General features: G+C 69.8%; 21 protein-coding genes and 3 pseudogenes. 19 read left to right on the forward strand and 5 right to left on the reverse strand.

Annotation, left to right across the window (positions count from 1 at the left end; all coding sequences use genetic code 11):
- Positions 1-131 precede the first annotated feature (131 nt).
- Entirely contained in the window at positions 132-632 is a 501-nt protein-coding gene (locus tag OG306_RS16910; RefSeq protein WP_266906240.1) for an ATP-binding protein, read from the forward strand.
- 106 nt (positions 633-738) lie between these two features.
- On the opposite strand, the gene OG306_RS16915 is transcribed toward OG306_RS16910, so the two are convergent.
- Complete coding sequence (locus tag OG306_RS16915) at positions 739-981, reverse strand: DUF397 domain-containing protein (protein WP_266746995.1); 243 nt, start codon at positions 979-981, stop codon at positions 739-741.
- 276 nt (positions 982-1,257) lie between these two features.
- On the opposite strand from OG306_RS16915, the gene OG306_RS16920 reads away from it, so the two are divergent.
- Positions 1,258-1,749, forward strand: coding sequence for a hypothetical protein (locus OG306_RS16920; protein WP_266746996.1), 492 nt, complete (start codon positions 1,258-1,260; stop codon positions 1,747-1,749).
- Positions 1,750-1,782: 33 nt separating this feature from the next.
- On the opposite strand, the gene OG306_RS16925 is transcribed toward OG306_RS16920, so the two are convergent.
- Positions 1,783-4,020 carry an FUSC family protein gene (locus tag OG306_RS16925; RefSeq protein WP_371665425.1) on the reverse strand — a complete coding sequence of 746 codons (2,238 nt, stop codon included), beginning with the start codon at positions 4,018-4,020 and terminating at the stop codon, positions 1,783-1,785.
- Positions 4,021-4,186: 166 nt separating this feature from the next.
- A complete protein-coding gene (locus tag OG306_RS16930; RefSeq protein WP_266746998.1) occupies positions 4,187-5,389 on the reverse strand; it encodes a DUF2786 domain-containing protein in 1,203 nt (400 codons plus the stop codon).
- Between the two features lie 121 nt (positions 5,390-5,510).
- Between OG306_RS16930 and OG306_RS16935 the strand changes: the two are divergent.
- The 6 genes and pseudogenes from OG306_RS16935 to OG306_RS16960 all read left to right on the forward strand — a co-directional run.
- A pseudogene (locus tag OG306_RS16935) lies at positions 5,511-6,317 on the forward strand (ABC transporter ATP-binding protein); the annotation flags it as partial.
- Positions 6,318-6,658: 341 nt separating this feature from the next.
- A pseudogene (locus tag OG306_RS16940) lies at positions 6,659-8,808 on the forward strand (ABC transporter permease).
- A gap of 162 nt (positions 8,809-8,970) precedes the next feature.
- Entirely contained in the window at positions 8,971-9,972 is a 1,002-nt protein-coding gene (locus OG306_RS16945) for a DUF1259 domain-containing protein (RefSeq protein WP_266746999.1), read from the forward strand.
- 241 nt (positions 9,973-10,213) lie between these two features.
- Positions 10,214-11,419 carry a cytochrome P450 gene (locus OG306_RS16950; protein WP_266747000.1) on the forward strand — a complete coding sequence of 402 codons (1,206 nt, stop codon included), beginning with the start codon at positions 10,214-10,216 and terminating at the stop codon, positions 11,417-11,419.
- 542 nt (positions 11,420-11,961) lie between these two features.
- Complete coding sequence (locus OG306_RS16955) at positions 11,962-13,020, forward strand: type III polyketide synthase (RefSeq protein WP_266747001.1); 1,059 nt, start codon at positions 11,962-11,964, stop codon at positions 13,018-13,020.
- Between the two features lie 143 nt (positions 13,021-13,163).
- Entirely contained in the window at positions 13,164-14,858 is a 1,695-nt protein-coding gene (locus OG306_RS16960; RefSeq protein WP_266747002.1) for a bifunctional 3'-5' exonuclease/DNA polymerase, read from the forward strand.
- 504 nt (positions 14,859-15,362) lie between these two features.
- Here OG306_RS16960 and OG306_RS16965 read toward each other — a convergent pair.
- Complete coding sequence (locus OG306_RS16965) at positions 15,363-16,745, reverse strand: alpha-lytic protease prodomain-containing protein (protein WP_266747003.1); 1,383 nt, start codon at positions 16,743-16,745, stop codon at positions 15,363-15,365.
- Positions 16,746-16,872: 127 nt separating this feature from the next.
- Here OG306_RS16965 and OG306_RS16970 point away from each other — a divergent pair, with 127 nt between their 5' ends.
- Positions 16,873-17,976 (forward strand): DUF2804 domain-containing protein, encoded by a 1,104-nt coding sequence (locus tag OG306_RS16970; RefSeq protein WP_371665426.1) that lies wholly within the window; start codon positions 16,873-16,875, stop codon positions 17,974-17,976.
- Positions 17,977-18,083: 107 nt separating this feature from the next.
- Here the strand turns inward: OG306_RS16970 and OG306_RS16975 are convergent, their stop codons facing one another.
- Positions 18,084-19,238, reverse strand: coding sequence for a glutathione-independent formaldehyde dehydrogenase (locus OG306_RS16975; RefSeq protein ID WP_266747005.1), 1,155 nt, complete (start codon positions 19,236-19,238; stop codon positions 18,084-18,086).
- 1,208 nt (positions 19,239-20,446) lie between these two features.
- On the opposite strand from OG306_RS16975, the gene OG306_RS16980 reads away from it, so the two are divergent.
- The 10 genes and pseudogenes from OG306_RS16980 to OG306_RS17025 all read left to right on the forward strand — a co-directional run bounded on the left by OG306_RS16980 (position 20,447) and on the right by OG306_RS17025 (position 26,484).
- A complete protein-coding gene (locus OG306_RS16980; protein WP_266747006.1) occupies positions 20,447-20,860 on the forward strand; it encodes an SseB family protein in 414 nt (137 codons plus the stop codon).
- Positions 20,857-21,513, forward strand: a complete 657-nt coding sequence (locus tag OG306_RS16985; protein WP_266747007.1) for a hypothetical protein — start codon at positions 20,857-20,859, stop codon at positions 21,511-21,513. Before OG306_RS16980 ends, OG306_RS16985 begins: the two co-directional genes overlap by 4 nt.
- A 2-nt stretch (positions 21,514-21,515) precedes the next feature.
- Positions 21,516-22,148 (forward strand): annotated as a pseudogene (locus OG306_RS16990) (putative T7SS-secreted protein); the annotation flags it as partial.
- Positions 22,149-22,307: 159 nt separating this feature from the next.
- On the forward strand, positions 22,308-22,613 hold the full coding sequence (locus OG306_RS16995; protein WP_266747008.1) for a hypothetical protein: 306 nt from the start codon (positions 22,308-22,310) through the stop codon (positions 22,611-22,613).
- A gap of 297 nt (positions 22,614-22,910) precedes the next feature.
- The gene (locus tag OG306_RS17000) at positions 22,911-23,054 is read left to right on the forward strand and encodes a hypothetical protein (protein ID WP_266747009.1); all 144 of its coding nucleotides are present in this window, start codon (positions 22,911-22,913) and stop codon (positions 23,052-23,054) included.
- Between the two features lie 214 nt (positions 23,055-23,268).
- Positions 23,269-24,024, forward strand: a complete 756-nt coding sequence (locus OG306_RS17005) for a hypothetical protein (RefSeq protein ID WP_266747010.1) — start codon at positions 23,269-23,271, stop codon at positions 24,022-24,024.
- A gap of 335 nt (positions 24,025-24,359) precedes the next feature.
- On the forward strand, positions 24,360-24,770 hold the full coding sequence (locus OG306_RS17010) for a hypothetical protein (RefSeq protein WP_266747011.1): 411 nt from the start codon (positions 24,360-24,362) through the stop codon (positions 24,768-24,770).
- Positions 24,771-25,073: 303 nt separating this feature from the next.
- A complete protein-coding gene (locus tag OG306_RS17015; protein ID WP_266752247.1) occupies positions 25,074-25,463 on the forward strand; it encodes a RidA family protein in 390 nt (129 codons plus the stop codon).
- Between the two features lie 473 nt (positions 25,464-25,936).
- The gene (locus OG306_RS17020) at positions 25,937-26,227 is read left to right on the forward strand and encodes a hypothetical protein (RefSeq protein WP_266747012.1); all 291 of its coding nucleotides are present in this window, start codon (positions 25,937-25,939) and stop codon (positions 26,225-26,227) included.
- Complete coding sequence (locus OG306_RS17025; protein ID WP_266747013.1) at positions 26,224-26,484, forward strand: hypothetical protein; 261 nt, start codon at positions 26,224-26,226, stop codon at positions 26,482-26,484. The genes OG306_RS17020 and OG306_RS17025 overlap by 4 nt, the downstream gene beginning before the upstream one ends.
- Positions 26,485-26,809 lie beyond the last annotated feature (325 nt).

Below are 26,809 nucleotides of genomic sequence, written 5' to 3' on the forward strand. Positions count from 1 at the left end.
ATCTGCCCTGCGCATTCGGAACCATGGCCCTCGCGCACCTGCGTGCTCGTTCGTGTTGTGCCGCTGTACCCGTAGTGCCGATACAGCCGCGAATCCCGGGAGTGCCTCGCATGGGGACGAATGGATCGACGATGCTCGAGCCGTTACGGCAGGGGCTTCCCCCCATCGATACCTCGGCCGTCTCCGGATCGGCGACCTGCACATTGCCCGCCCAGTACGAAGCCGTGGGCGGGGCGCGGAGGTTCACCAGGACGACGCTGAACGGATGGGGTCTGGACGAGCGTTTCGACGATGTCGCACTCGTCGTCTCCGAACTCGTCACCAACGCCCTGCGGCACGCCTTGTCCGCCGACTTGGCGCCGGATCCTCAGATACCGCCCGTACGGCTGCACTTGATGCGCTGGAGCTCGCGCCTGGTGTGCGCCGTGCGCGACCCCAGTCGCAAGAGCCCCATCGCCTCCGAGGCTCCCGACTCCGCGGAGTCGGGCCGGGGCCTCTTCCTGGTGGAATCCTTCAGCGACTCCTGGGGCTGGCATCCCACCCCCGTCATGGGGACGGAGGGCCCGGACAGCATGGCGGCACCGCGCGGCAAGGTGGTCTGGGCACTGTTCCGGCTGTCCGACACGGTGTGATCCGCGCTGCCCGACGGTGAGCGGCGGGCAGCGGGCGATGGGCGGCGGGCGATGGGCGGCGGGCGATGGGCCGGCCGGTCGCCGGATGCCGGCCCGTGGGATGCGGTCAGCCGCCCGCTATGAGGTGGTCGAACTCCCCGTCCTTCACCCCGAGCAACAGCGCCTCTATCTCGGCCGGCGTATAGACCAGGGCCGGCCCGTCGGGGTGGCGCGAATTCCGCATCGCCACATCCCCGCCGGGCAGTTTCGCGAACTCCACGCAGGATCCCTGGGAGTTGCTGTGTCTGCTCTTCTGCCAGACGACTCCGCGAAGCTCTGTGGCCGCCATGCCGTTGTACACGTGGTGCACAGGACGCTCCCCGAGTTGCAAGGTGCAAGTGTCAACTGTCTCGGATCATAGCTCTGTTCAAATATCCCTGCATGAGCAGATGCATGAGCGGATGCACGTGCACGCGGGGTGTTCTCGTGATTACAGCTCTGCGATTACAGCTGTGGACGCAGAGATAGACGTACGGGTTGTCTGTTCGGCTCCACCTCGCTGCGTTTACCCCGGGTCGGGCCCTCCATCCCGGAGCCGCGCACTGGTAGCTTGGCGCGGTCTTTCGTCGACCAGGGGGAATTCCACATGCGCGAAGTCCTACGAACCGGCGTCGTCGTCGCCGCCGGACTCGTCACCGCCGCCGCACTGACCGGCTGCAGCAGTGACAGCGAGAAGAGCGACTCGGGCAAGGGTGCCGACGCCGCGAAGTCCAGCCAGGCTCCCGGCGCCAGCGGCAGCAGCAGCGGTGGGGGCGGCGATTCCGGGGCCGGTACCGCGGCGCTGGAAGGCGGTTGGGCCGGGAAGACCGACGACAAGGCGGTGATCATGTCCGTCGCATCCGGGAAGGCCGTGCTCGTCACCGAGCAGCAGGCCTGCACCGGCACCGTGCAGGACACGGGCAAGGTGATGCTGACGCTGAAGTGCGCCGACGGCGACACCCGGCGCACGACCGGAGCCATCGAGTCCAACGACGGCAAGACCATCGTCGTGTCCTGGGACAGCGGCACGAAGGACACCCTGGCCAAGACCGCCCCGGGAGCGCTCCCGTCGGGGCTGCCGGATCTGCCGGCCTCCTGACGGCCGACTGCGCCGCTTTTCGTTGCTCAGTCCTCAATTCGCCTGGTTCGAGGGAGGGTTCGGGTTCGGGTTCGGGTTCGGGTTCGGGTTCGGGTTCGGGTTCGGGTTAGGACCCGGCTTCGGACCCGGCTTCGGTTTCGGTTTCGGTTTCGGCGTGCCGTCCAGGCCGCGGGAGAATTCGTCCAGGGCTTCGAGGAGGAGGCCGACCCCGTTCCGTACGAACGGGGCCGCCTCCCCCGCGTCCGTCTGCTGCCGCGCATCCCACTGCGCCAGCGCCTCCCGCACCTCCGCCCAGTCCGGTACGCGCCGCTCCCGCACCTCCTTCGCGCCCTGTTCGGTGGCCCGGCGCAGCGCCTCGGCCAGGCGCGCGGCGGCCGGCACGGGGGTGGCGCCGCCGCACGGAAGGTGGGCCTCCAGCAGCATCGCGACCCGGCCGAACTGCGCGAGGGCGTGCTGGGTGTCGTCGGCGGCGGCGCGGGAGAGGCCGCGGTTGCGCACCGGTTCGTGCTGGGCGGTGGCCAGCGCCTCCTGCCAGGCGACACGGGCCTCGCGGGTGTGGAGCAGCGCGGAACGCACGTCGTCGTGGCCGCGCTCGGCCGGGTCGGCGTACTGATCGACGACCGAGGCGGCGTACCGCCCGTCCGCCTTCAGCCAGTCTCCGAGCCTGCCGCGAAGCCGCGGGGTCTCCCAGGCCGGGTAAGCGGCGTACGAGATCATCGCGAGGAGGCCGCCGACGAGGGTGAGGACGACGCGTTCGAGCACGGTCTGCGACCAGTTGCCGCCCGCCATGCCGAGCAGGAAGACGACATACGCCGAGACGCAGGCCTGCCCGACCACGTACCCGGTGCGCATCAGCAGATACATCAGCAGGGCGCAGAGCACGGAGAGCACCGCGGCCAGGGTCACACCGGGGTGGGTGGTCTGGACGATCGCGGTGGCGAGCGAGACGCCGACGATCGTGCCGCCGAAGCGGGCCACGGAACGCCCGTACGTCTTGGAGAACTCCGGCCGCATCACCATCACCGCCGCCATGGGCGCCCAGTAGCCGTGGCCGAACGGCAGCGCGGTGCCGATGAGATAGCCGACGGCCGCGACGACGGACACCCGGACGGCGTGCCGCAGGATCGGTGACCCCGGGCGCAGTTCCGCGCGCATCGCCTTCGCGATGACGGGGACCAGCCGCAGCAGGGTGGGGCGGCGGCGGTGCGGGGCGGCGGGTGTCCCGTCCGCGGTGGCCTTGATGGTTTCGGCGGCCTCGGCGGCCCTGGCGTCCTGCTCCTTCGTCCCCTCGCCCTCGGCCGTCTCGATGACGTCGGAGAGCAGCGCGCCGAGCCGGTCGGCGGCGCGCAGCGGCGGGCCGGTGAGGAGCGTGCCGGTGTCCGGGGTCTTCAGCGTGGCCACGGCGGACGGGGACAGCTCGACCGGGTCGCCGTGCCGGATCGCGCGGGCCGCCGAGTCGAGCACCGATCCGGCGGCGGCGAGCAGCTCACGGACCCGTGCCCGCTCCGGCCCTTCGGACGGCACCAGCAGCGACGGGTCGGCGAGCGAGGCAAGCACCGGTCTGATCCGTTCGGCGATCCTTCGGGAGCCCCGCAGCTCGGGCGGCCGGCGGCGGGCCTGGCGCGGGGTGACCGCGGCCGCGCTGCGGGCCGTCATCAGCGGTACCGGGTCGAAGAGTGCGACCGGGTCGTGGCGCAGCCGGCGGGCGTAGTCGGCCTCGGCGGCCAGCGCGTCGGCCAGCGCGTCGCGCTGGGCGCCCCATCTCCGTACCGGGAACAGGACGATCAGCGCCGCCTGCACCACTCCGCCGAACAGGATCATCGCGGCGTGCACGGCCGAGTTGGCGACGGAAGTGGGCAGGGTGACCGTGACCAGCATGATCGCCACGTTCGACGCCGCGATGATGCCGGCGGTCGGCCCCGCCGCCCAGGCCAGGCCCGCGACGAACGTCCAGAGCACCAGCAAGGCGAGGAACAGCGGCAGCCGGGAGCCGGTGAGATAGCCGAGGAACGTCGATACGGCGAGGCTCGCCCCGGAGACCAGGGCGAGGACCGGCCGGGGGCGCCAGGTGCGCTGGAAGGTGGCAATGGCCGCGTGGAACGCGCCGAACGCGGAACTCGCGGCGACCGCGGGCCCGAAGAACGCGAGGCTGATCCCGAGGACGAGAGCGAGACCGGCCGCACCGCGGATCGCGATGAGCGGTTCGAGACGTCGTCGCTCGATCGACAGCCCCGAGCGGGCGGTCTCCTTCAGCGCCCGGAGCCAGCTCATATCGAGAGCCTAACCGGAATTACCGATTAGCCCGACTTGTCGGACATTGGCTCACGGAGACGGTGGCTACCGCTTTCCCCGTCCGCTTTCCCCGTCCGCTTTCCCCGTCCGCTTTCCCCGTCCGCCGGGCGGCGCCTGCCTCTTCCCGCGTCCGCGAGGACGGTACCTACCTCTTCTCGCGTCCGCCGCGGAGCTCCGGACCGCTCCCGCCCATCCGCGCCCGGTCCGCCGCGTCCGTGCCATGGGTCCAGCCGTCCAGGTCGGTGGCGCCCCGGACCCGGGTGGTCGTGGTCTCGGGGAACATCCGCTCGGCGGTGTCCGTGACGGCCATGTCGCGGGCCGCGAGCACCGGGAGCAGCCGAGGGCTGCCGGACCCGGCCGGTCCGGCGCCGCTCCCGCCGCCGGCCTCGGTGTCGGCCTCGGCGGTGACACGGGCGGTGTCGGCGGCGAGCCGGCTGCCCAGGCGCTGGGCGTACGCCATCAGGAACGACTGCCGGAACGTCTTGGTCCGCTTGCGCCCGCCGGCCCGCTGGCCCGCCTCCGCCTTCGTCATCGCCGCCGTGCCCTGGACCAGCAGGGAGGTGTACAGCAGTTCCACGGCGTCCAGGTCCGGCTCGAAGCCGACCACCGTGGAGAAGCCGAGGTCGCTGTTCCACACCGCACGGCAGCGGTTCGCGGCGGCGACCGCGTCGAGCAGGATCGCCTTCGCCGTCTCGTACGGCGCGTCGACCCCGATCCGGCACGCGCCCGGCGCCTCCTTGCTGTGGGTACGGGCGGCGAGCAGGGCCTCATCGATGGAGTGCCGGGCCATCAGCTCTTGCGCCTTGGTGGTGAGGGCCTCCGCCTCTTCCGGGAAACCGGTCGCTTCCGCTTTGGCGAGCAGGGCGCGGATCCGGGTCAGCATCCGCGGTTCGTCGTGCGCGGGCGGCAGGTGGAGCCCGTGCGGGGAGGTGCCGGGCGGCGGACCGACCGGTTCGATGGCGGGGAGCCGGAGCAGCAGCCGGTACAGGCCGAGGAGGGCGGAGGCGTAGGAGAAGCGGTCCGGCCGGTTCCGGGGCGGCGCGACGGGGAGACCGTCGAGCTGCGACCGCCAGCGGGGCGGCAGCGACGCGTACCGCCCCGTCTCCGAGGTGATCAGCCCGGCGACGAGGCCGGCCGCTGTCTCGTCGAGGTCGCGGCGGACGATGCGTACGAGATCGGCGGGCTGCCAGCCACGCGCCCAGGCCCGACGGACGAACTCCTCGCCGCGCCGGACGAGTTCCGCGTCGGCCGTCGGGTCGGCGGCCAGGAGGGAGGCTCCGGCGTCGAGACCGGCGTCGCCGTCCGAGTAGAGGGCTGCCGAGAATGCCTGGTCGATCACCGGTTCCATGAGGTCAGGGTAGGCAGGACAGTGGGCCGGGGTAGGGCTGGCCCCACCCCGGGTACGGGGCCGAGTGGTCGTGAGCGTGGGGCGCGGAAACGGTTCGATCGGGAGCATGACTTTCGAGGACATGACTTCCCCACATGCGCCCGCCGCGGCAGCCGCGTCCCCTGCCGCAACCGCGTCCGCCGCGTTCTCCGAGCCCGCGGGGGCCCCGAGCGCCGCCGACGCCGTACGGCTTCGCTCCGTACGCCGCACCTACGGCGAGGCCGAAGCTCTCGCCGGCATCGACCTCACCGTCCGCCCCGGTACCTTCACCGCTGTCATGGGTCCGTCCGGCTCCGGGAAGTCCACGCTGCTGCACTGCGCGGCCGGGCTCGACCGGCCGACATCCGGCACCGTCGAGGTGGGCGGGGTGGATCTGACGGGGCTGAGCGAGCGTCGGCTGACGCTGCTGCACCGGGACCGGATCGGCTTCGTCTTCCAGTCGTTCAACCTGGTCCCTTCGCTGACCGCCGCCCAGAACGTCGCGCTGCCGCTGCGGCTCGCGGGCCGCCGCCCGTCCCGTACCGAGTTACGGGAATCCCTGGCGCGGGTCGGACTGGCCGACCGGGCAGGGCACCGGCCCGCCGAGATGTCGGGCGGCCAGCAGCAGCGGGTGGCCCTGGCCCGGGCCCTGATCACCCGGCCCGCGGTGCTCTTCGGCGACGAACCGACCGGTGCGCTGGACACCGCGACAAGCCAGGAGGTGCTGGTGATGCTGCGGGAGCTGGTGGACCGGGAGGGGCAGACGGTCGTGATGGTCACCCATGACCCGGTGGCCGCGGCATATGCGGACCGGGTGGTCTTCCTGGTCGACGGGCAGGTGGCGGACGACCTGACCGGGCTGTCGGCCGAGCGGATCGCGGCCTGGATGGCGACGCGGTGTGCAGGGCCTAAGGGATGCACGGGACGCACGGGGCATACGGGGCGTACGGGATCTTCCGAAGGCGCCGCAGGAGCCCACCGGACGACCGCGGACACGGACACGGACGCTGACATCGCAGGTCACGCAGGTCACGCAGGTCTTGTCGGTCACTCGGGCCACACGGACACGGACGTCCTCGGTCACTCAGGCCACGCGGACGTCACCGGCCACGCGGGGATCACCGGCCGCGTGGACGTCACCGGCCACGCGGGGATCACCGGCCGCGCGGACGTCACCGGCCACGCGGGGATCACCGGCCACGCGGACGTCACCGGCCACGCGGGGATCACCGGCCACGCGGAAGGCGCGCCGTGCTGACCGTCGCTCTGGCCACCCTGCGTATGCGCTGGACCACCCTCATCGGCACCTTCGTCGCACTCGCGCTGGGTGTGGGGCTGATCGCGGTCATGGGGCTCGGCCTCGCCTCGGCCCTCGGCGCGCCGGAGCGGGCGCCGCAGCGGTTCGCCGGAGCGCCGGTGGTGGTGATGGGCAACGACACCCTGACCGTGGAGGTGCGGCGCGGGCCGTCCACGGACCGGGTCAGCCGCAGACTCATTCATCCACACCCTGTGGATATCGAACTCCTGCGTGCCCTCCGGGCGCTCGGCCCGGTGACGCGGGACGACGGGAACAGCGCGCGCGGCGGCCCGGACGCCGTGGGTGTGGACGCGCCCCCGCCGAGGTGCGCCGTGTCATCGGCGACCGCGCCCTGGTCCTCACCGGGGACGACCGCCGCCGCGCCGACCCAGCGGCGGCGCGGGACGCCGAGGGACTGGTCACCGTGAACGCCCTGCTCGGCACGGCGGGCGGCGTCACCGCCTTCGTCGCGGTCTTCGTCGTCGCGTCGACCTTCGCCTTCGCGGTGGCACTGCGCCGACGCGAGTTCGGGCTGCTGCGCACGGCGGGCGCCACACCGGGCCAGCTCCAGCGGCTCCTGCTGACCGAGGCCGCCGTGATCGGCACGCTCGCCTCCGCCGCGGGGTGCGTGCTGGGCCTGCGGGGTGCGCCACTGCTGGCCGGGCTACTGGTCGACGAGGGGATGGCACCGTCCTGGTTCACCGTCCGGCCGGTCGCCTGGCCGCTCCACGCCTCCTTCTGGACCGGTCTCGTCGTGGCGTTCGCGGGGGTCTGGGCGGCGTCGCGGCGGGCGGGCCGAATCGGCCCGGCCGAGGCGCTGCGCGAGGCCGACGTCGATACGGGCGTGCTGCCGCCGGCCCGTCGGCTGCTGGGCTTCGCCCTGCTCGCGGGGGCCGCGTTCCTGATGGCGAAGTCCCTCGTCACCGACCCGTCCGCGCTGCTGAAGCGGAAGACGTACACCACGCAGCCGATGGCCCTGATCACGGCCGCCGCCCTCCTCACGCCACTGCTGGTACGCCCGTTGGCCCGGCTGGTCCGGCTGCCCGGAGCGACCGGAATGCTGGTGACCGCCAACGTGTCGGCATCGCTGCGGCGTACGGCTGCGGTGGCGGCTCCGGTGCTGATCACGGTGGCGCTGGCGGGTTCGGTGGCCGGTTCCGCGGCGACGGTGTCGGCGGCGAAGGCGGCCGAGGTACGTGCGCACACCCGGGCCGATCTGGTCGTGACGGGCGAGGAGCTGAGGGTCCGGCCGGTGCCCGGCGCCACGCTGTCCGCGTCCGCCTCGACGGCCGTGTACGTACGCGAGGAGGGCACCGCTCTGCTCGCGTCCGAGGCCCGCGCCGTGGACGACGCGAAGGCCCTGGCGACGGTCGGGCGGCTGCCGGTGGTGGCGGGCGACATCCGGGATCTGGACGACCGCTCGATCGTGGTGAACGAGGAGTGGGCGCAGCACACGGTGGGCGCGACGGTCCGGGTGTGGCTCGGCGACGGGCGGCCGGCCGAGTTGCGGATCGCGGCGGTGCTGGCGCTCGGGACGGGCAACAACGGGGTCTACGTCACGAGGGCGAACGCCCCGGCGGCCCCGGTGGACCGGATCGACGTACGGCTCTCGCCGGGCGCGGACCGGGCCGCCGTCACCGCGCGCCTGCGCGACACCGGCGGCACCGTGCGGCCGACGGAGCAGTGGCTGGCCGCGACCCATCCGCGTACCGGTCCGCAGACCCGGCTCGGCCTGGCCGTGATCCTGGGGATCGCGCTGGTGTACGCGGCGATCGCCCTCGCCAACACGATGCTGATGGCGGGGTCCGTACGCTCCTCGGAGCTGAACGCGCTCCGGCTGGCCGGGGCCACCCGGTCCCGGGTCCTGGCCGTGGTGGCCGGGGAGACCCTGTTCGCGGTGGCGATCGGGGCGCTGCTCGGACTGGCCGTGACCGCAGTGAATCTGGCGGGCCTTGGCGCCGCGCTGGCCTCGCTCTCCGCACCGGTGACGGTGTCGGTGCAGTGGCCGCTGGTGGGCGGTGCGGCCGGGGTGTGCGCGGTGGTCGCGGTGGGGGCGGCGCTGCTGCCCGGAGCGGTGCGGTGCCGCTCGACGCCGGTGCACTGAACCACCGACGCCGAGCGGTCGGCGAGAGGTCCGGCCGGACCGTACGGGACCGGTCCGACAACGTGATTGGTCCATCCGGCCCCACCCGCTGACGGCATATCCACTTTCACCCTTTCACCCAGGTTTCACATGATTTCATCTCGCCATGGAGGCGATCAAGTGATGACTGGTGACCGACAGCAGGACACACAGGCACGGGCGATCACATCGCGGCGACGCGTACTGGCGGCGGCCGCACTCACACCGGTGCTGGCCGCCGCGGGGCCGGCCACCGCGTGCACCCTGCCCGCCGGAATGCCCGGGCCGGGGCACCGCAGGCGGGTCAAGCCGGTGCCGACCGGTCTGACGGACTGGGCGGCCGTCGCGAAGGCGCTGGGCCGTACCGGCAACATGCTGCGCGGAACGACGTACCACACGAGCTTCCCCCGGCGGGACCTCCACGTGGTGTCCGATGGCGTCGTCGTCACACCGGAGCTCGCGCTGGGCACGCATGTGGCCTTCGTCCGCTACGCCGACGGCAGCACGATGCTGATGGGCGACGTGGTGGTCACCGAGCGCGAGTTGCAGCAGGTGACCGACGCCTGGCAGGCGCACGGAATCGAGCAGACCGCGCTGCACAAGCACCTGCTCGCCCAGATCCCCGACATCTGGTGGATCCACGCCCACGCCCACGGCCACGACGCGGTGGCCCTGGCCCGCGGCCTGCGCGCCGGATTCGACCGTACCGGGACCCCGCCCGCCCAGCCGCCCGGCCCGCCGGTCCAGGTCGACCTGGACATCGCCGGGATGGAGGCGGCGCTCGGCGCGAAGGGTTCCACCGATGACGGGCTGTACAAGGTCATCTTCGTCCGCCGCGAGACCATCGCGGACGGGCATCTGATCCTGCCCCCCGGCCTGGGATCGACCAGCGCGCTCAACTTCCAGCCGCTGGGCGGCGGCCGGGCCGCGCTCAGCGGTGACTGCGTCATGCTCGCCGGTGAGGTCCAGAACGTACTGAAGGCATTGCGGCGCGGCGGGATCAAGCTCGTCGAGCTGCACAACCACCACCTGGCGGACGACCCCCGCCTGTTCTTCACCCACTTCTGGGCCGTGGGCGACGGCGTCGAGCTCGCCCGCGCGGTGCGCCCCGCGGTGGACGCCACCGACGTCGTACCGTCCGGCTGAGACCGGCCGCTCACGCCGACCTCACGCCGACCCCGGCGAACGCGCCGCACCCGCCGCACCGGCCGCACGGGGTCGCCGGACCGATTTGCGCCGGTCCAGCGACCCCGGCCGCCGATTCCGTTCTGCATATGGACCAATCGGCCCGAAGTGGCGCGTGCCCGTGCGGGTGACCGGGCACCCATGTCCCGTCCAGCCCGCATCTTCCTCGAACTGCCCGTCAGATCCCCCTCTGGAGCTCCGTATGGAACCGGTCGCCGCCGCACGGCACTGCCCGTTCGACTATGCCGAGGCCCTCGAATTCGACCCGGTGCTCAGGCACTTGATGACCGAAGAACCCGTCTCCCGCATCCGGCTGCCGCACGGCGACGGCGAGGCGTGGCTCGTCACCGGCTACGACGACGTGCGCACGGTGACCACCGACCGGCGCTTCAGCCGGAGCGCCATCATCGGCCGGAACTTCCCGCGCATGACCCCTGAGCCGATCGTTCAGGACGAAGCGATCAACGTGATGGACCCGCCGGCCAGCAGCCGGCTGCGCAGCCTGATCTCCAAGGGATTCGCGCCCCGTCACATGGAGCGCATGAAGGTGCGTACCCAGCATGTCGTGGACGAACTGCTGGACCGCATGGAGGAGCACGGTGCCCCCGCCGATCTCTTCGAGCACCTGGCGGCCCCGCTGCCCCTGACCACCATCTGCGAGGTCCTCGACATCCCCGAGGCCGACCGCGCACAACTGCGTGCCCATGCCCGGACCATGATGGACACCACCGTCGAGAACAAGGAAGCCGCGGTACGCGCCAAGGCCGATCTCCGCGCCTACTTCCAGAAATTGACGGCCGAGCGGCGCGCGAACCCGGGCGACGACCTGATCAGCGCGCTGGCCACGGCGCGCGACGGGGACGAGATCCTGGGCGATCAGGAACTGACCGTCATGGCCATGGTCCTGCTCATCACCGGCCAGGACACCACCACGTACGAGATCGGCAACATCGCCTACACGCTGCTCACCAGGCCCAACGAGCTCGCCATGCTGCGCGAGCGCCCCGACATGCTCCCGCAGGCCATGGAGGAACTGCTGCGCTTCATCCCGTTCCGCAAGGGCGTCGGCATCCCCCGGGTCGCCCTGGAGGACGTGGAGCTGAGCGGGGTGCTGATCCGGGAGGGAGACATCGTGCACGTCTCCTACCTGACGGCCAACCGCGACCCCCGGAAGTTCGACCGGCCCGACGAGCTGGATCTGGAGCGCGAGAATCCGTCCCACATGACGTTCGGCTGGGGCGGCCACCACTGTCTCGGCGCCCCGCTCGCCGCCACGGAACTCCAGGCCGCCATCGGAACCCTGCTGAAGCGCTTCCCCGCTCTGAAGCTGGCGACACCGGCCGAGGAAGTGCGGTGGAACAAGACGTCGATCTGGCGCTATCCCCTCGAACTGCCCGTCACCTGGTGACAGGGCGTACCGCGCGTCCGCGCAGGGGCCGTGCGGACCGTACGGTTCGTGACTGTCATCGATGATGCGTCGCAGCAGGGCGCCCGGCAACCCGGATCCATCCGGGGCACCGAGCGCCCTTTTGCGCACTTTTTGCACCTCTATTGCACCTCTATTGCACCCCTCTTACACTCCTCTTGTACGTCGTCGCGTCGGCTCGGAATCCGCACCGATCCGCTGGGACATGTGCGCCGATCCGTCCGCGATACGGCGGACATCCGCTCGACGTGCGGCCCTGATTCTTCTGCCGTAGCGTGATCCCCGACGGCCACCCAGCCGTGGCGGATCAGCATCCGCCCACGAACGGCTAGAACTCAGTCTTCGAAGGTCGGCCCGTCCGCGCCCGTGCCAGGGGTATCGAACCCGGCGCAGGAATCCACCAGAACTCTGTCTCGCGCGCCGCCGCGCGTGACGGAACAGTGGTGGCCACTCCCGCGTCGGTTCATACCCCGTGACCGGTTCCGGGCCCGGCGGTGTGGACCAAGTCCGCTAGGAGGAGTTCCATGGCGGTTCTCTGCAAGCCGGCCATCGAGGTTCCCGAATACGTCATCACCAACGAGGAAACTCTCGAGCTGGCTCAAAGGTTGCACGGCAACCATCCGCAGATCGACCTGGTCCTTCGCTTGATCGAACACACCGGGGTGCAGAAACGGCACCTGATCCAGCCTATCGACAAGGTGCTGCAGCACCCGGGCTTCGACGCCCGCAGCGTCACGTACGAGGAACACACCAAGGCCCGGGTGCCGGCGGTGATACGCCGGGCACTCGACGCGGCCGAACTGGAGCCGCAGCAGATCGACTTGATCGTCTACGTCTCCTGCACCGGCTTCATGATGCCGCCGCCGACCGCGTGGCTCATCGGCGCGATGGGCTTCCGCCCGGAAACCCGACAGCTGCCGATCGCCCAACTCGGCTGTGCCGCGGGCGGCGCCGCCGTCAACCGGGCCCATGACTTCTGCACGGCGTACCCCGAGGCGAATGTGCTGGTCGTCGCCTGCGAGTTCTGTTCGCTCTGTTACCAGCCCACCGACCTGAGCGTCGGATCCCTGCTGTCCAACGGCCTGTTCGGCGACGGCATAGCCGCCGTCGTACTCCGGGGCAGGGGTGGCACCGGTGTCCGTCTGGAACGCAACGGCTCGTTCGTCATCCCGGAGACCGAGGACTGGATCTCCTACGCGGTCCGCTCCACCGGGTTCCACTTCCAGCTCGACAAGCGGGTGCCCGGAACCATGGAGCCCCTCGCTCCGGTGCTGAACGCCGTCGCGGAGGAGCACCACTGGAACGCCAGCAAGCTGGACTTCTACATCATCCACGCAGGCGGCCCGCGCATCCTGGACGACCTGAGCCGCTTCCTCGACGTGCCGCCCGAAGCGTTCCGCTTCAGCCGGGCCACGCTCACCGAGTACGGCAACATCGCCAGTGCGGTGGTGCTCGACGCCCTCGGCCGCATGTTCGACGAGGCATCGGCCCTGGACGGCCACCGCGGCCTGATGGCCGGCTTCGGTCCCGGCATCACCGCCGAGATCTCCCTGGGCACCTGGACGACGGACGCCGCGTCCTGACGCGTCCCGCCTCCGGCCCGCCCGACGTGCTCGGCCCTCCGGACCCTCCCGGGCGCGGGGTGGGGTGAAGCCTCCGCAGCGACCCACCCCGCCCCGCGCTCGTCTCCCGGCCGCTGTCAGTGCCGGGTGTCAGACTCGACGACATGACCGAACGTTGGGCTCTGGCCACCACGGAGACCGGCGGCGCCCGCCTCGTCCCGCTGGATCCCACCGGCCTGCCCACTGCCCCGGTCCTGACCGAACCCGACCTCGTGGAGGCCGTCCGCTCCCGCCCGGACGTCACACGCTGGGTCTGGCGGTCCACCGCCGAGATCTACCCGCGCCTGCTCGCCGCCGGCGTCCCCGTGGCCCGCTGTTACGACATCGAGGTCGCCGAATCCCTTCTCCTCGCCCACGAGGGCCGTCTCGGCGAACCCCGGTCCGCAGCCGCCGCCCACGCCCGCCTGCGCAACGCCCCCGTACCCCCCGACCCCCCGCCCCGCTCGGCCGAGCCCGGCTCACAGTCCTCCCTCTTCGAGCCGCAGTCCGGCACGGGACTGCCGTTCGACGACCTGCTCCAGGTGTACGCCGCGCAGCTCCGCCGCCACGACGCCACGGCGCACCCGGGCCGGATGCGCCTGCTGACGGCCGCCGAATCGGCCGGCACGATGGTCGCCGCCGAGATGAACCGGTCCGGTCTCCCCTGGCGCGCGGACGTGCACCGGGCAGTGCTCCACGAACTGCTCGGCGAGCGCTACGCGGGCGGCGGCGAACCCCGCAGGCTGGCCGAGCTGGCCGACGAGGTGTCGGCCGCCTTCGGCAGACGGGTCCGCCCCGACCTCCCCGCCGACGTGGTGAAGGCGTTCGCGCAGGCCGGTATCAAGGTGAAGTCCACCCGGCGCTGGGAGCTGGCGGAGCTGGACCATCCGGCGGTGGAACCCCTCATCCAGTACAAGAAGCTGTACCGGATCTGGACGGCGCACGGCTGGAGCTGGCTCCAGGACTGGGTGCGCGACGGCCGCTTCCGCCCCGAGTACCAGCCGGGCGGCACCGTCAGCGGCCGCTGGACGACCAACGGCGGAGGGGCGCTGCAGATCCCCAAGGTGATACGGCAGGCGGTCGTCGCCGACGAGGGCTGGCGCCTCGTCGTCGCGGACGCCGACCAGATGGAGCCCAGGGTCCTGGCCGCGATCTCCCGCGACCGCGGCCTGATGGAGGTGGCCGGCCATGACGGCGACCTCTATACGGCACTGTCGGACCAGGCCTTCCAAGGCGACCGGGAACACGCCAAGCTCGCCCTCTTGGGCGCGGTCTACGGCCAGACGTCGGGCGACGGCCTGAAGAACCTGGCCGCCCTGCGCCGAAGATTTCCCCTGGCCGTGGCCTATGTCGACGACGCGGCGAAGGCGGGCGAGGAGGGCCGTCTCGTACGGACGTGGCTGGGCCGGACCAGTCCGCCCGCCGCCGGAAGCGGGGACGACGACGAGGCCGGCATCCCGCAGGAGAGCACCGAACAGCCTTCCGCCGATGGCGAGTTCACCCCTGGTTACGCCTCGTCGAACGCCCGGGCGCGGGGCCGCTTCACCCGCAACTTCGTGGTGCAGGGCAGCGCCGCGGACTGGGCTCTGCTGCTGCTGGCCGCTCTGCGCCGGGCGATCGGCTCCGCCGGTCTCCGGGCCGAGCTGGTCTTCTTCCAGCATGACGAGGTGATCGTGCACTGCCCGCGGGAGGAGGCCGAGGCGGTCGTGGAGGCGATCCGGGCGGCCGGTGAGCTGGCCGGGCGGACCGTCTTCGGTGAGACGCCGGTGCGGTTTCCGTTCACAACGGCGGTGGTGGAGCGCTACTCGGACGCGAAGTGATCACCCTCCGGAACCCGACCCCGACCCCGAACCGGAACCCGGGACGGAACCCGACTCCGAACCGGAGGCTGTCCCGGAATCAGCTCCTCCGTCTTGCCGTTGTCCACCCGCGCCGGGCTCCGTGGCAAGCCGGGAAGAGTGTCCCGAAGCCGGTTCGTCCCCGAACCCGGCCAGCCCGTGTTCGTAGTGCGCCGGACGCAGATGCTGATGCCGATGGCGGGCATTGAGCTGATGGATGACGAACGCTGCGATCGCGATCATCACGAGGACGACCACGACAGTGACCAGGGTGTCCATACGGTAGCGGCCCCCTTCGATGCGCAGGCCGACAGAACCGGCTCACCGGGAGCCGTACACATCCAGGCTACTCCGCGGCCCGCCGGCCGCCCCTCGGACAGCGGACCGTTCGCGCCCCGGCAGCACGACACCGGAGGTGCCCGGGCCGGATGCGCTCCGGCCCGGGCACCTCCGCGCGACGGTGGTACGCCTGCGCCGTACTGCTGTCTACCCGCGTTCCCACAGCGCGGGGACGTTCGGCGGTTCCCAGCCGGCCATGGCCGAGTGCGCCTGCAGACAGCGGTACGCAACCCCGCCGTACGTGACGCGGTCTCCCGCGTTGCAGAACGTTCCGGCCGCCCAGCCGCCGCCCGGGTCGGTCGGCGGATCCGTCGGGTCGGTGGGCGGATCGGTCGGGGTGCCGTTGGTGACCAGGGTGAGGCCGTACGCCTGGAGCGCCGGGTTCACCGGCTGGAAGTACGTCGTACCGCCCTGCGTGCAGTTTCCGGAGCCGCCGGAGGTGATCCCCTGCGCCTGGCTGCCGGAGATGAACGAACCGCCGGAGTCGCCCGGTTCGGCGCACACGTTGGTACGGGTGACGCCGGAGACGGTGCCCTCCTGGTACGTGACGCTGGTGTTGCGCTGCTGAACCGTTCCGCAGTGCCAGCCGGTCGTCGAACCGGAGCGGCAGACCGACGATCCTTCCAGCGCCTCGGTGGACCCGGTGACCGGCACGTCACCGTTGCCGTACCCGTTCACCAGGGCGCGCGGCGTCCAGTTGGTGTTGGTGGCGACCCAGGAGTAGTCGCGGCCCGGGAAGACGGAGCCCTGGAAGGAGCCCTGCGCCTGCTGGTCGTAGCCGCTGGTGCCGACCCCGGGCGTCCCGCAGTGACCGGCGCTGACGAAACCGGACTGGCTGCTGCCGCGCTTCACGGGAAAGCCGATGGAGCAGCGTCCCAAGCCGTTCATGTAGTACGCGTCACCACCTCGCAGATCCGTGAACGTACGTGGTTCCTCACGTGATTCACGTACCGTCACCAACGCGTGCGGCACATCCGCCGCGGCGAGAAAGGCATCGGCGGCCGAGGCGCGGGCGGCCTGCACGACCACGCGGTTGGTGGCCACGTCGACGTACCAGGCGGGTATGCCCTCGGGGGCCTTGCGCAGCGCCACCCGGTCCAACGCGGCCTTCGCGGTGTCGAGTTCGGCCCGGCTGTGGGCGACGACGACCGCCTTCGCGCCCGCCCGGCCGATCCGGGTGGCGTCCGCGGCATCGGTGGTGGCGACGGTCAGAGCGGCGTCATCACCGCTCACCCGGGCCCCGGCGAAGTCCGCGCCGAGGGCACGCTTCAGCCCGGCGGCGACGGCTGCCGCCCGGGACTCGTGACCGATCCCGCCGCGCGCCTCGGCCGCGGTCAGTCCGAGGTCACGGCGCATGGCCTTCAGCAGACCGGGCGAGAGCTGGTCGGTACTCACGGCGGTAGGACCGGTGGGGCGGGGTGCGGGATCGGCGGACGCGCTGCCGGTCAGACCGGCCAGCGCGAGTACGCCGACGGCCACGGTGGCGGTGCACGCGGCCAGGGCACGTCTGCGGAGGAGGAACGGCTCCACGGAACTCTCCTTGACGTCGGGGGAATTGACGTCAAGGTAGCCGCGTACACGTCACTCTCAGGAGATCCCGTTCTCCCCCCTCACTTCGCGTTATGGGGCATGTGAACAGCAGCGATAGGCTCCGCGCATGGCCACGCACGAACGTGAGATCAACGAGCCCGTCGATCTGTGCCTGCCGGACGGCCGGCTGAATCCGGCAGCCCGCGGCTGGTCCAGGCAGCCACTGCACCGGGCGAACCTGCGGGGCTGGGGCCGGACGAAGCGGTGGGATTACTGGTGCGTGACCACCCCGACCCATCTCGTCGCGCTGACCGTGAGCGACCTCGACTTCCTGGCCCTGAACACGGTGTACGTACTGGAGTACGGGCCGGACGGTGTGGCGGACGAGCACACCGTCGGCACTCCCGCCGGCATTCCCGCCCACGCCGGGTTCGAGCGCACCGCGATCATTCCCGGCGGACGCGGCGTCCGTCTCCCGGAGACGATCGCGGGCGCGGCCGGCTCCCCCGCCGTGGTGGTCGGTCCGCTCCGCCCCTCCGGCGGCCGGGTCAGGATCGAGATCCGTGAGGAGGACGGCGGCACCCGGCTGCGGGCCCGCTGCCTGACCCCGTCCTCACCGAAGGAGCCCGTGGAGGTCGACCTCTTCGCCGCTCTGCCCGCCGGTCACGAGACGTTGTCCGTCGTCGTGCCCTGGAGCGAGCGCCGCTTCCAGTACACGTCGAAGCACACCGCCCGCCCCGCCACCGGCACGGTCCGGATCGGAAACCGGGTCCTGGAGTTCGGCGATGACGCCTGGGCCGTGCTCGACCACGGCCGGGGCCGCTGGCCGCGCTCCGTCGACTGGAACTGGGGAGCCGCCTCGGGCCGTACGGACGGCCGTACGGTGGGGCTGCAGTTCGGCGGACGCTGGACGTCGGGCACTGGCGCGACCGAGAACGCGCTCTGCGTCGACGGACGGCTCACCAAGATCGGTGAGGAGCTGGAGTGGCGCTGGTCGCCCACCGACTTCATGACCCCCTGGACCATCGCATCGTCCGGCGAACGGCCCACGGTGAACCTGACCTTCATCCCGTTCCACAACCGCTCGACCCGCACCGACGCGGGCCTGATCGCCAACCGCACCGACCAGTGCTTCGGCCACTACAGCGGCCGTGTCCGGGACGACGAGGGCCGGGAGATCGTCGTGGACCGGCTCCTCGGGTGGGCCGAGGACGTCCATATGCGCTGGTGAACTGCCGGGCGGCCGGGCGGCCGCCGGACGGTCCGCCGCTGTGTAGACGCTCGGCGGGCCGCTTGCCCCGGGAGCGGGCGTCGGGGCAAGCGGCCGGGGTGCCGGATTCAGCCGGCGCCGTCGGGGTGGAGGACGACCTTGGTCCAGCCGTCGTCACGGGCGTCGAAGTGCTGGTATCCGTCGGGGGCCTGGTCCAGCGGCAGCTCGTGGGAGACGATCCACGACGGCTTCGCCTTGCCCTGCTCGATCAGGGCGCACAGCCGGCGGTTGTAGGCCTTGACGTTCGCCTGCCCCGTGCCCATCGACTGGCCCTTGAACCAGTACAGGCCGTAGTCGAAGGCGACCTCGCCTTCCTCCTTGTACAACTGGTCCGGACTGCCCGGGTCGTGCGGCAGGAAGACACCGACGACGCCGATGGTGCCGGTGAACTTCACCGAGTGCACCAGGTTGTTCAGCGTCAGGTTCGGATGCTCCTTCCCCTGCGCGTCGTGCGCCTGGTAGCCCACGCACTCACACCCGCGGTCCGCGCCCAGGCCGTTGGTGTGCTCATTGATCTGGTCGATCGGTGAGGCCTTGGAGTCGTCGATGGGGATGGCGCCGATCTCCTCGGCCAGCCGCAGCCGGTCCGGGTGACGGTCCACGACCATCACCTTGGCGGCGCTCTTCAGGTTCGCCGACAGGGCCGCCATCAGGCCGACGGGTCCGGCGCCGTAGATGACGACGGTCTCGCCCGGCTGCACGCCGGCGAGTTCGGTGCAGTGCCAGCCGGTCGGAAAGATGTCGGACAGCATCACGTAGTCGGTCTGCTTCTCCCGCGCCTCCTCCGGCAGCACCAGGCAGTTGGAGTCGCCGTACGGCACCCGCAGGAACTCCGCCTGACCGCCGTTGTACGGGCCCATTCCCGCGAAGCCGTACGCGGCGCCGGCCATCTTCGGATCCACGGGTGTGGTCAGACAGAACGCCGTCAGCCCGCTGTCGCAGTTACGGCAGAAACCGCAACTGATGTTGAACGGCAGACAGACCAGGTCCCCCACCCGCACCCGGTCGACACCGTCGCCGACCTCGACGACCTCACCCATGTTCTCGTGGCCCAGGACGCGCCCCGTCTCCATGTCCGTGCGCCCCTCATACATATGCAGGTCCGACCCGCAGATGTTCGTCGAGGTGATCTTCACCAGCACGTCCGTCGGCCGTTCGATCCTCGCGTCCGGCACCTCCTTGACGCTCACCGACCGTGGCCCGTCATACACCAGCGCCTTCATGGAATTACCTCCACAAACCTCATTTCGAAACATGCTCCGTTTCGAAATTCACATGATGCAGATTCAGCAATCGCGCCGCCCGCGCCCACCGCTTCGAACGATCCTGCGCGGAACATTGCAAGCAACACAGACTTCGCACGGATGAAAAACCGCACGCCCGAAAACGGCATTCCCTGCCGCCTGAGCCCGGATCCACCTGGGCCGAACCGGGGTGCCCGGGCCGACCCTCCGGCCATCCCGGACACATCTGCCCCGGACGGGACTCGCCGTCTCTTCAACCCTCCCACCAGGGCACCACCTGTCAACCGGGAGGCAGGGCAAGAACTACTCGACCCCCCGGACTGCCGCGCCCTGCCAGGACCCGTTCCCGGACGACTCACCGTCATCGCGCAGAACATCCACGACCGGACTACTGCGGAAAACTCGACGGACACGAAATTTTCTGCGGGACGAAAACCGAATCACCCCACTTCTCATCAGGGTAAGACGCCGCTCCGGCCACGTCGCTGACGAATCGTTTCCAGGCCGCTGCCGCCATTAGGAAAGTGAACGGTTTCAGCGTCGCGCGTGGCTGGGACCCCGCACCTCTCGCTCGGAGTGGATGTAGATGAGGTCCAGAAACTTCTTTGCATGCCATGTGACCTCTCTGCAGACGTCGGCAAATCGCTCTTCGGTAAGCATGCGGCGAAGGCCAGCCATCAGTAGCGCCATGCGCATGACCAATCGAACAGGACTTTCCCCGTCGAAATCGAACCGCGACGGTCCGTCGACGCAGGCGAGGGCCAGCGCCCAAGGATCACGCGGTGGCGGCCTGGCATGGGTGGCTGCGCCGCATCGATCGGCCAGGTTGCATGGTGCCTCGGCGTGCTGTCCAGTGGCGTTTTGCCTGATCAGAGCACGTGCGACAGGTTGACCCGAGCTACCACGTGATGCACCGTCCAAAGGCGTCTGTCCACCGGTGGTCCACCGGGGGGGCCTGTCACCGGCCCGCCGGTGAGACTGCCGCTGGGCTTCCGGCGATGCTGCCGACCGGTCGGAGAGCCGAGCGGAGGTGACTGTGGGGCCTCTACAAGCCATCCGCCAGTGGGTTCCTCCACGGATCTGTTTTGAGGCGAATCGGCATCGAGCAGCATCTTCGTGAGAACCGGCCTGTCATGCCGTGCGTCGTGATCTACGGTGCCATCAGTCACCTACGAGGGGGAGGGCCCGTGGAGCGTACAAGGACAGCGCTCGCCGAGCGCATCGCCGAGCGTAGAAGAGGAGTTGGCGACCCGCGGGCGTTGGTCGGTGAGATGCGGCGTTCGGCCCTTCTGGTGCCGACAGCCGGTGAACGCCTGTGGTCGGCGCGGTTGGGCGGGGTGCGGTGGATCTGTGGGTTCACCGATGAGACCGCACTGGCCCGGTTCGCCCTCCACCACGGGGCGGGGGACCAACCCTTGGATTACGCGGCGCTGTTGGGCGCACGCATCGTCGACGAGGTCGTGCCGTCCCTGGGCGAGCCCGCCGGTCTCGCCGTCGACGTCGCCACGGAGGACGGGTCGATGTTCTTCCCGCCGGTCGTCGGCATCGTTCCGGAGTCGGTCGCCGTCGACGCCGGTGAGGCACAGGGGGAGAGGTCATGAGCGGTGACGGGGCTGATCTGCGTCTCGACAAGGCATCTGTCGACAAGTTCACCAAGGGTGTGGGCGCGACCATCGACGAGCTCGGTGATCTCGGTGGTGCCACGGGTTCGGTGATGGGCAAGGGCTTCTCGGAGTTGGCGATGACCGGGATGGAGGCCGGGCATCATGGTCTCGCGGTCGATTTCGAGGACTTCTGTGAGCGCTGGGAGTGGGGGGTGCGTGCCCTGGTGCGGGACGCCAGCGGGCTCGCGAACCGGCTCGGCCTGGCGGCGGGTACCCAGTGGGAGCACGACCAGTACCTCGCGGGCACGCTCAAGGTGGGTGCCAACTCCCTGTTCGGCGGGAACCCGCACGCGAGCGAGGAGGAGATCGCGGGGCAGGACTGGGGCGACATCTTCACGCCGGACTACCTGAACCCGGACTTCAGCCCCGAATCGTTCGAAAAGGCCGGCCAGGACATGGAGCAGACCTGGAAGGACACCGGTCGCACCGTCCTCACCGAGGGCTACGGCGGTCGGCAGTCCGAGATGTTCAACAACGCGCTCGGCCTCTCCGACGACCAGTTCAACCAGGCGCTGGACGACACACTCGGCCCGTCACCGGAAGAGCGCGCCCAGCAGACCCAGCAGCAGGGTGAGTCGGGGGAGAACTGAGCATGGGTATTGGCGACTTCCTCAGTGACATCACGCCCGACTCGATTGAGGACGCGATCGAGGACGGCGTCGAGTGGGTCGGCGACCGGGTCGAGGACGTCGGGAACTGGACAGCCGACCGGCTGGACGACGTCGGCTGGGAGTCCGGTGCGGACTGGGTGCGCGAGCAGTCCCGTTCGGTCGCCAACCGGATGGGCGCGGAGGTCGACGAGATGGACCTCGGGCAGACCGAGGACAAGACCAAGCTGATCTACGGCAGCCCAAGCAAGATCAACTCCACCGTCGCGAAGCTCCGCGCCTTCCAGTCGGCCTTCGATGGCACCGGTGACGGTCTCAAGGGCCTCGATTCCGGACAGCTCAAGGGCGAGACGGCCGACGCGTTGCGCACCGCGGTGGGCACTCAGCCGCCCAAGTGGTACGCCGCCGCCGATGCCAGTGCGAAGGCGATCGGAGCTCTCGACGCGTTCGCCGACACCGTCACCTGGGCGCAGGGGCAGGCGCAGACGGCGATCGACAAGTGGAAGGCGGGCGTCAAGGCCTCCGAGGGTGCCGCGGACGCCCACCGCAAGAAGGTCGACGACTTCAACAGCGCTGTCGACCGCTACCTGCTTCAGAGATCGCCGGTAGAGCCACCGTGCAACTCCCGGTGAGCGCTGCCCACGATGTCCTCAAGGACATGGGAATCAACGTTCCCCGAATAAAATCTTACGAGGGAATCAGTGATGCCCTCGAGTGGGATATACCAAAACTTTCACCCGACCAGGTAAAGCAATTCGTAGCGGAGGCCTACAAGCATGGATAACAACCCTGGTGGGGAACTCCAAATCTATTCAGTAGAGGCTACGGATGCTGCGACTGCCACATGCATTGTCCGCTGCGTAGGCGGCGTGGTGCGCACCGGTCAACAGTTCAAGACCCGCCCGACCGCTGACACAACAGGAGATCCAGTGCTCCTGAGTCTCAACTGGATCAAGCGCTATGAAAAAGCCATGGACTTCCTCGATCCACCCCACAGCGGCGTGATCCAATTGTCAGGGAATGGGTTGAACTCCCTAAAAAGAGGCGTAATCCTCGTTTCTGTCACGATGGGTGAGCCATGATGACTCCAGGCCTTCTCCGGAGGGGTGCGGTTCGCGACCCGGAGCGAGCACGCCGACCAATGGGGCAAGCTACTTAACGGCGGTGACGGACTGACCGCCACAACACGAATATCCAGGTCGTTGGCCGGCCAGTTGCGCTACCACGCGGGCAGGTTGGACGGGGTCGGCCCCGGCTACTGCGCCGACGACGGTCAACCCGTCCGGATCAACGAGCAGACGAGTGGGCCTTCCTGGAGCAGGCGAGAGTGAAGTTCTCATCCCCAACATGATCAACCGGCCTGCGGTGCGAAGTTCCGGGTGATCGAATGGGACGTTGCCGTTCCCTTGCTCTCCAACGGTGTCGAGCGCTCACGCGCCCACTCGTACTGCAACGAGTGTCCGGCCTGCGGGGGCCATCTCGACACCAACGCGCTGGAGTTCATCACACCCGAAACGTCGTGAGGCGCGTTCAGGCCTCGCCCGGCCAGGCCAGTACGGACCCGCACTGGGCCGACGTCGCCTTCGCGCAGGCGGATGATGAGTGTGCCGTCGCAGATGACCATGCCCGCCGAAGCAGCCACGAAGTAAGCACTGCCCCGATGTCGTAAAGGGTGGGATTCCCGCCAAGCGCAGTTGTACGACTACGGCTGTGCAGATCTGATGAGGAGCAACCTCGGTGAGAATCACTATGGACGGCGACTGGACCGCGAGTATGACGGGCGAGCCCCTGGCCATCGCGCCGCGCTTCCGCTTCCGGGACTTCCGTGTGTACATCGGAACGTACACGGATGTGAAGGAGCGCTCGCAGTTCCAGCTCGACACGTTCGGTAGCACGGAATGGCTGTGGGACACGCCCGACGAGCTCCGCTTCGATCCGGCGAGCCGGGAACTGGTCGGCGCGGAGTTCCACGTCCCCGGTGAGTCCGCGGACGACGAGGACAGTGTCCGCGTGCCCGTCACACCCGCCGTCCGGCCGGGCGGGCTCCGTGCGGAGGAGGCCCGGGACTTCCGCATGGAGACGACCACGGAGCTGTGCCGTGCTCCCGGGGACACCGTGCTGACCTGCCTGCGCGACCTCGATGTCCTCGACGAGCCGCTGGAGGCCCGCATCGGAATCGCGCCCGACGTGGCGCTCCTCGTCCAGCACGGCACAGACGTCGGCTGGAGCCTCACGGATCCCGTGCGCTACCTGACCAGTGGGTTCGCTGCCCCGGACCCGGCTCCTCCCGCCCCGGCCACGCGGGTCCTGTTCACCCAATGCATGGACCTGGTCACCACGTCGTACTACGAGATAAGCGACCGCAACCCGGCCGCCCTGAGCAGACTCCCGGCGCTCGATGACGCGCTGCGTAACCAGCGCGAGGACCGCCACCGGGCCGACGCCCTGCTCGCGCTCATCGCTGAACTGGTCGAGGACTACGGGAACCGCTGACGGTCATGGATCGGCACAGCACATTGACGGGATCGGGTGAATACACGGACGCATGGAGACACATTCCTCGGTGCTTACGGAATGGGGCAGTCCAGAGGCACTCGCGCGCGCCCATTCGAAGTTCGGAACGGAGAGGCAGCAGGCGTACGGGCCGCCAGTCGGTGATGTCGTTCACGACGGACCCGGAGGTCGCGAAGTACTTCGCCGAGGGTGGGCCTGTCTACCCTGCCGTGATCCATCCGAGCGAAGGGATCTGGCAGAGCCTGCCCGGAGCAGGCGAGAGTGAGGTCCTGATCCCCCAACAGGATCGAGGAGGGCCCGTAGGCGGGCTGACAGTGAGATTTCGCAAGTGGGACACGCAGTACTTTCCGGCCGGAGAACTGGTCAGGGCTGACGAGCCGATCGCAGGCTTCGACGAGTTGGAGGACCACCTGCTCGCCGACCACCCCCGGATGCGCCGCATCCACGGGGCGCGGACCGATTCGCAGGAGCGGGCCGGGTCGTCGCCGGTGCAGCGGCGCTGGACCCGGCCGCGCAGTCCGCAGCCGGTCCACAGAGCCGAAGGCGTCGCGGTACGGGCCGCACCGTTCGGCCTCGGTGGCGGCGATCTCTCGGGGCAGGACGGGGTGCGGGTAGGGGCGGCCGCTGCCGGGGACGGGTGCGTCGGCGGTGCGGTCGAACTCGTAGGCGCGGTTCTCCGGGGCGGACGGGGATGGACCACCAGGGCTGTCCGGGTGTGGTGGTGAAGACGTGCCGGACGTTGTAGAGGCTGCTTCTTGGTCGGTGAGGAAGGTGGTGCGGGATGTTACTGAGATTCGTCGCGCGATGTCGCTCGCCACAACTCCTGAGCTGCGGCGATGCCTGAGTCACAGGCGGCTTCACTCGAAGATCACCTCTCATCTTCCGCCGGTGCAGGTAGCCAAGGCGCGGCACAAGCTGCGGCCGCCGGCTCAACAGGCGGCGACAAGGCAGTAGTTGGTGCCCTATACCGTTGCCTCGTTAACTGCCGTTCGAGGAGGAAACCTGTGTCGGATGAGTCAGAAGAGACCATGCTCACCCACATCCCGCCCGACGGAGTCGCCCCGGGAAACGGCTACAGCCATGTGGTTGTGGGCGAAGGCCGACTGGTTTTCATCTCCGGGCAGGTCGCACTGGACGAACAGGGAAATGTGGTCGGCGAGAACGACGCCGCCGCCCAGGCCCGTCAGGTCTTCGAGAACCTGCGGCGCTGTCTGGCGGCAGGCGGCGCTACGTTCGCGGAGGTCGCGAAATTCACCTTCTACGTAACCGACGTCGCCATACTGCCGGAGGTGCGGGCCGCCCGCGACGCGTACATCGACACCGCGCGTGCGCCGGCCAGTACCGCAGTACAGGTCACCGCCCTGTACCGGCCGGAGCTCATGCTGGAGGTGGAAGCCCTGGCCGTAATCCCCTGGTGACTCGGTAACCCTCTGACCGGGCGGTTGAACGGTTGCTGATGATCTTCGAGTGAAGCCACCGAGGACTCCGACATCACCGGCCTTCAGGGATTGGGGCGAGCGACATCACTCGATGAATCTCAGTAGACGTCCCTGAAAATGCCTACGAGTGCGGCAGTTTGCGCAGCTTGACACCGACGTGATCGGTAAGCGTGCCTGCCGACGAAGAGGTGCAGATTTGGGGCGACACCTTGCCCACGAAGGGTATGTGAAAGGTCCTCCCGGTATCTCTTGGGCGAGCGCCGGGAGGGCCGTGCAGCGCGCGGAGGCGCTGTGCTCACGGTAGAGGCTGACCCGGCGCGATCAACAGCCTCTGGTTGTTGGCGTAAGGGTGCTCGCCGCCGGCCAGGCCGTCGTTGAGCCGGACTCCGAAGGGGGCGCACGCGGAATACGAGCTCGCCCACGGTCCGAATCCCGCCAACCATCAGCCCGGCGTGGATATCGGCGGAGGCACCCTCTCCGGCGGAAAGATCTACTTCGGTGAACGGGCCGTCGCCGCTGAGTACGCCGGGCCCCCTGGCGTGAACTTCGCCAAGGGCATGGTGAAGTACGAGACGCATCCGTCGCTCCTTGAGGAGTTCGGCCAGCATACGAAGATTCACGACTTCAGCGGCCCCAACGGGGCGGCACGCCTAGAGTTCGAAAGTCCCGTGGGAAAGCTGGACCGCTTCAACGAACTGACCCAGGGCCGCAGTTGGGTGTCCATATACGGAGGACCGAAATGACGTTCCATGCTCATCAGGAACTCGATGTGACCGTGGTCGCGGTCGCCCCGGTAGGAGCCGAGGTCGACGTCGACGGAGAGATCGGATTCATCGACCAGGTGAAGCACCCCTCCTGGTGGGACGAGAGCACCGCCCCGCCCCAGGCTGGGGACCGGCTGCACGTCGTCGTGCTCGACGCGAGTCGGGAGCCGCCCCGGTTCAGCGCCCTGCAACGGGACATCGACATCGCGCGGCGGCTGCGGGACGCCGGCGCGTGAGAGGCACGAAACCGGCCTCCACGACTCCCACATGGGTCCTCGGCCGCGTTTCGTTACCCATCCCCGGTTCCGAGGTTCCCTGCCGGCGAATGCCTGGTCCGTCAGAGGGGTAATGCCCGCAAGGAGGTACCCGTACCACGTCCGAATTCTTGTCCGATACCCACGAGAGCGGCAGACCACGGCCAGTGCTGCCGTCATGAGCCAGAGAGCCAGCCGTTCCCGTCGGAATCTGAGCAGGACTGCACCCCCGCTGCCCGGCTGTCCCCCGCCTGTCCACCGGGGACCCGCGATACGAGGCGGAGTCAGCCACCTGGAGACACAAAAG

Source organism: Streptomyces sp. NBC_01241, from assembly GCF_041435435.1.
GTDB lineage: Bacteria > Actinomycetota > Actinomycetes > Streptomycetales > Streptomycetaceae > Streptomyces.

Excerpts from the sequence above, each read along its gene's own strand:
- OG306_RS16910 (WP_266906240.1), top strand. The coding sequence starts at position 132 with ATGCTCGAGCCGTTACGGCAGGGGCTTCCCCCCATCGATACCTCGGCC.
- OG306_RS16920 (WP_266746996.1), top strand. The coding sequence starts at position 1,258 with ATGCGCGAAGTCCTACGAACCGGCGTCGTCGTCGCCGCCGGACTCGTC.
- OG306_RS16925 (WP_371665425.1), bottom strand. The coding sequence starts at position 4,020 with ATGAGCTGGCTCCGGGCGCTGAAGGAGACCGCCCGCTCGGGGCTGTCG.
- OG306_RS16930 (WP_266746998.1), bottom strand. The coding sequence starts at position 5,389 with ATGGAACCGGTGATCGACCAGGCATTCTCGGCAGCCCTCTACTCGGAC.
- OG306_RS16945 (WP_266746999.1), top strand. The coding sequence starts at position 8,971 with ATGACTGGTGACCGACAGCAGGACACACAGGCACGGGCGATCACATCG.
- OG306_RS16950 (WP_266747000.1), top strand. The coding sequence starts at position 10,214 with ATGGAACCGGTCGCCGCCGCACGGCACTGCCCGTTCGACTATGCCGAG.
- OG306_RS16955 (WP_266747001.1), top strand. The coding sequence starts at position 11,962 with ATGGCGGTTCTCTGCAAGCCGGCCATCGAGGTTCCCGAATACGTCATC.
- OG306_RS16960 (WP_266747002.1), top strand. The coding sequence starts at position 13,164 with ATGACCGAACGTTGGGCTCTGGCCACCACGGAGACCGGCGGCGCCCGC.
- OG306_RS16970 (WP_371665426.1), top strand. The coding sequence starts at position 16,873 with ATGGCCACGCACGAACGTGAGATCAACGAGCCCGTCGATCTGTGCCTG.
- OG306_RS16975 (WP_266747005.1), bottom strand. The coding sequence starts at position 19,238 with ATGAAGGCGCTGGTGTATGACGGGCCACGGTCGGTGAGCGTCAAGGAG.
- OG306_RS16985 (WP_266747007.1), top strand. The coding sequence starts at position 20,857 with ATGAGCGGTGACGGGGCTGATCTGCGTCTCGACAAGGCATCTGTCGAC.
- OG306_RS16995 (WP_266747008.1), top strand. The coding sequence starts at position 22,308 with ATGGATAACAACCCTGGTGGGGAACTCCAAATCTATTCAGTAGAGGCT.
- OG306_RS17015 (WP_266752247.1), top strand. The coding sequence starts at position 25,074 with ATGCTCACCCACATCCCGCCCGACGGAGTCGCCCCGGGAAACGGCTAC.
- OG306_RS17025 (WP_266747013.1), top strand. The coding sequence starts at position 26,224 with ATGACGTTCCATGCTCATCAGGAACTCGATGTGACCGTGGTCGCGGTC.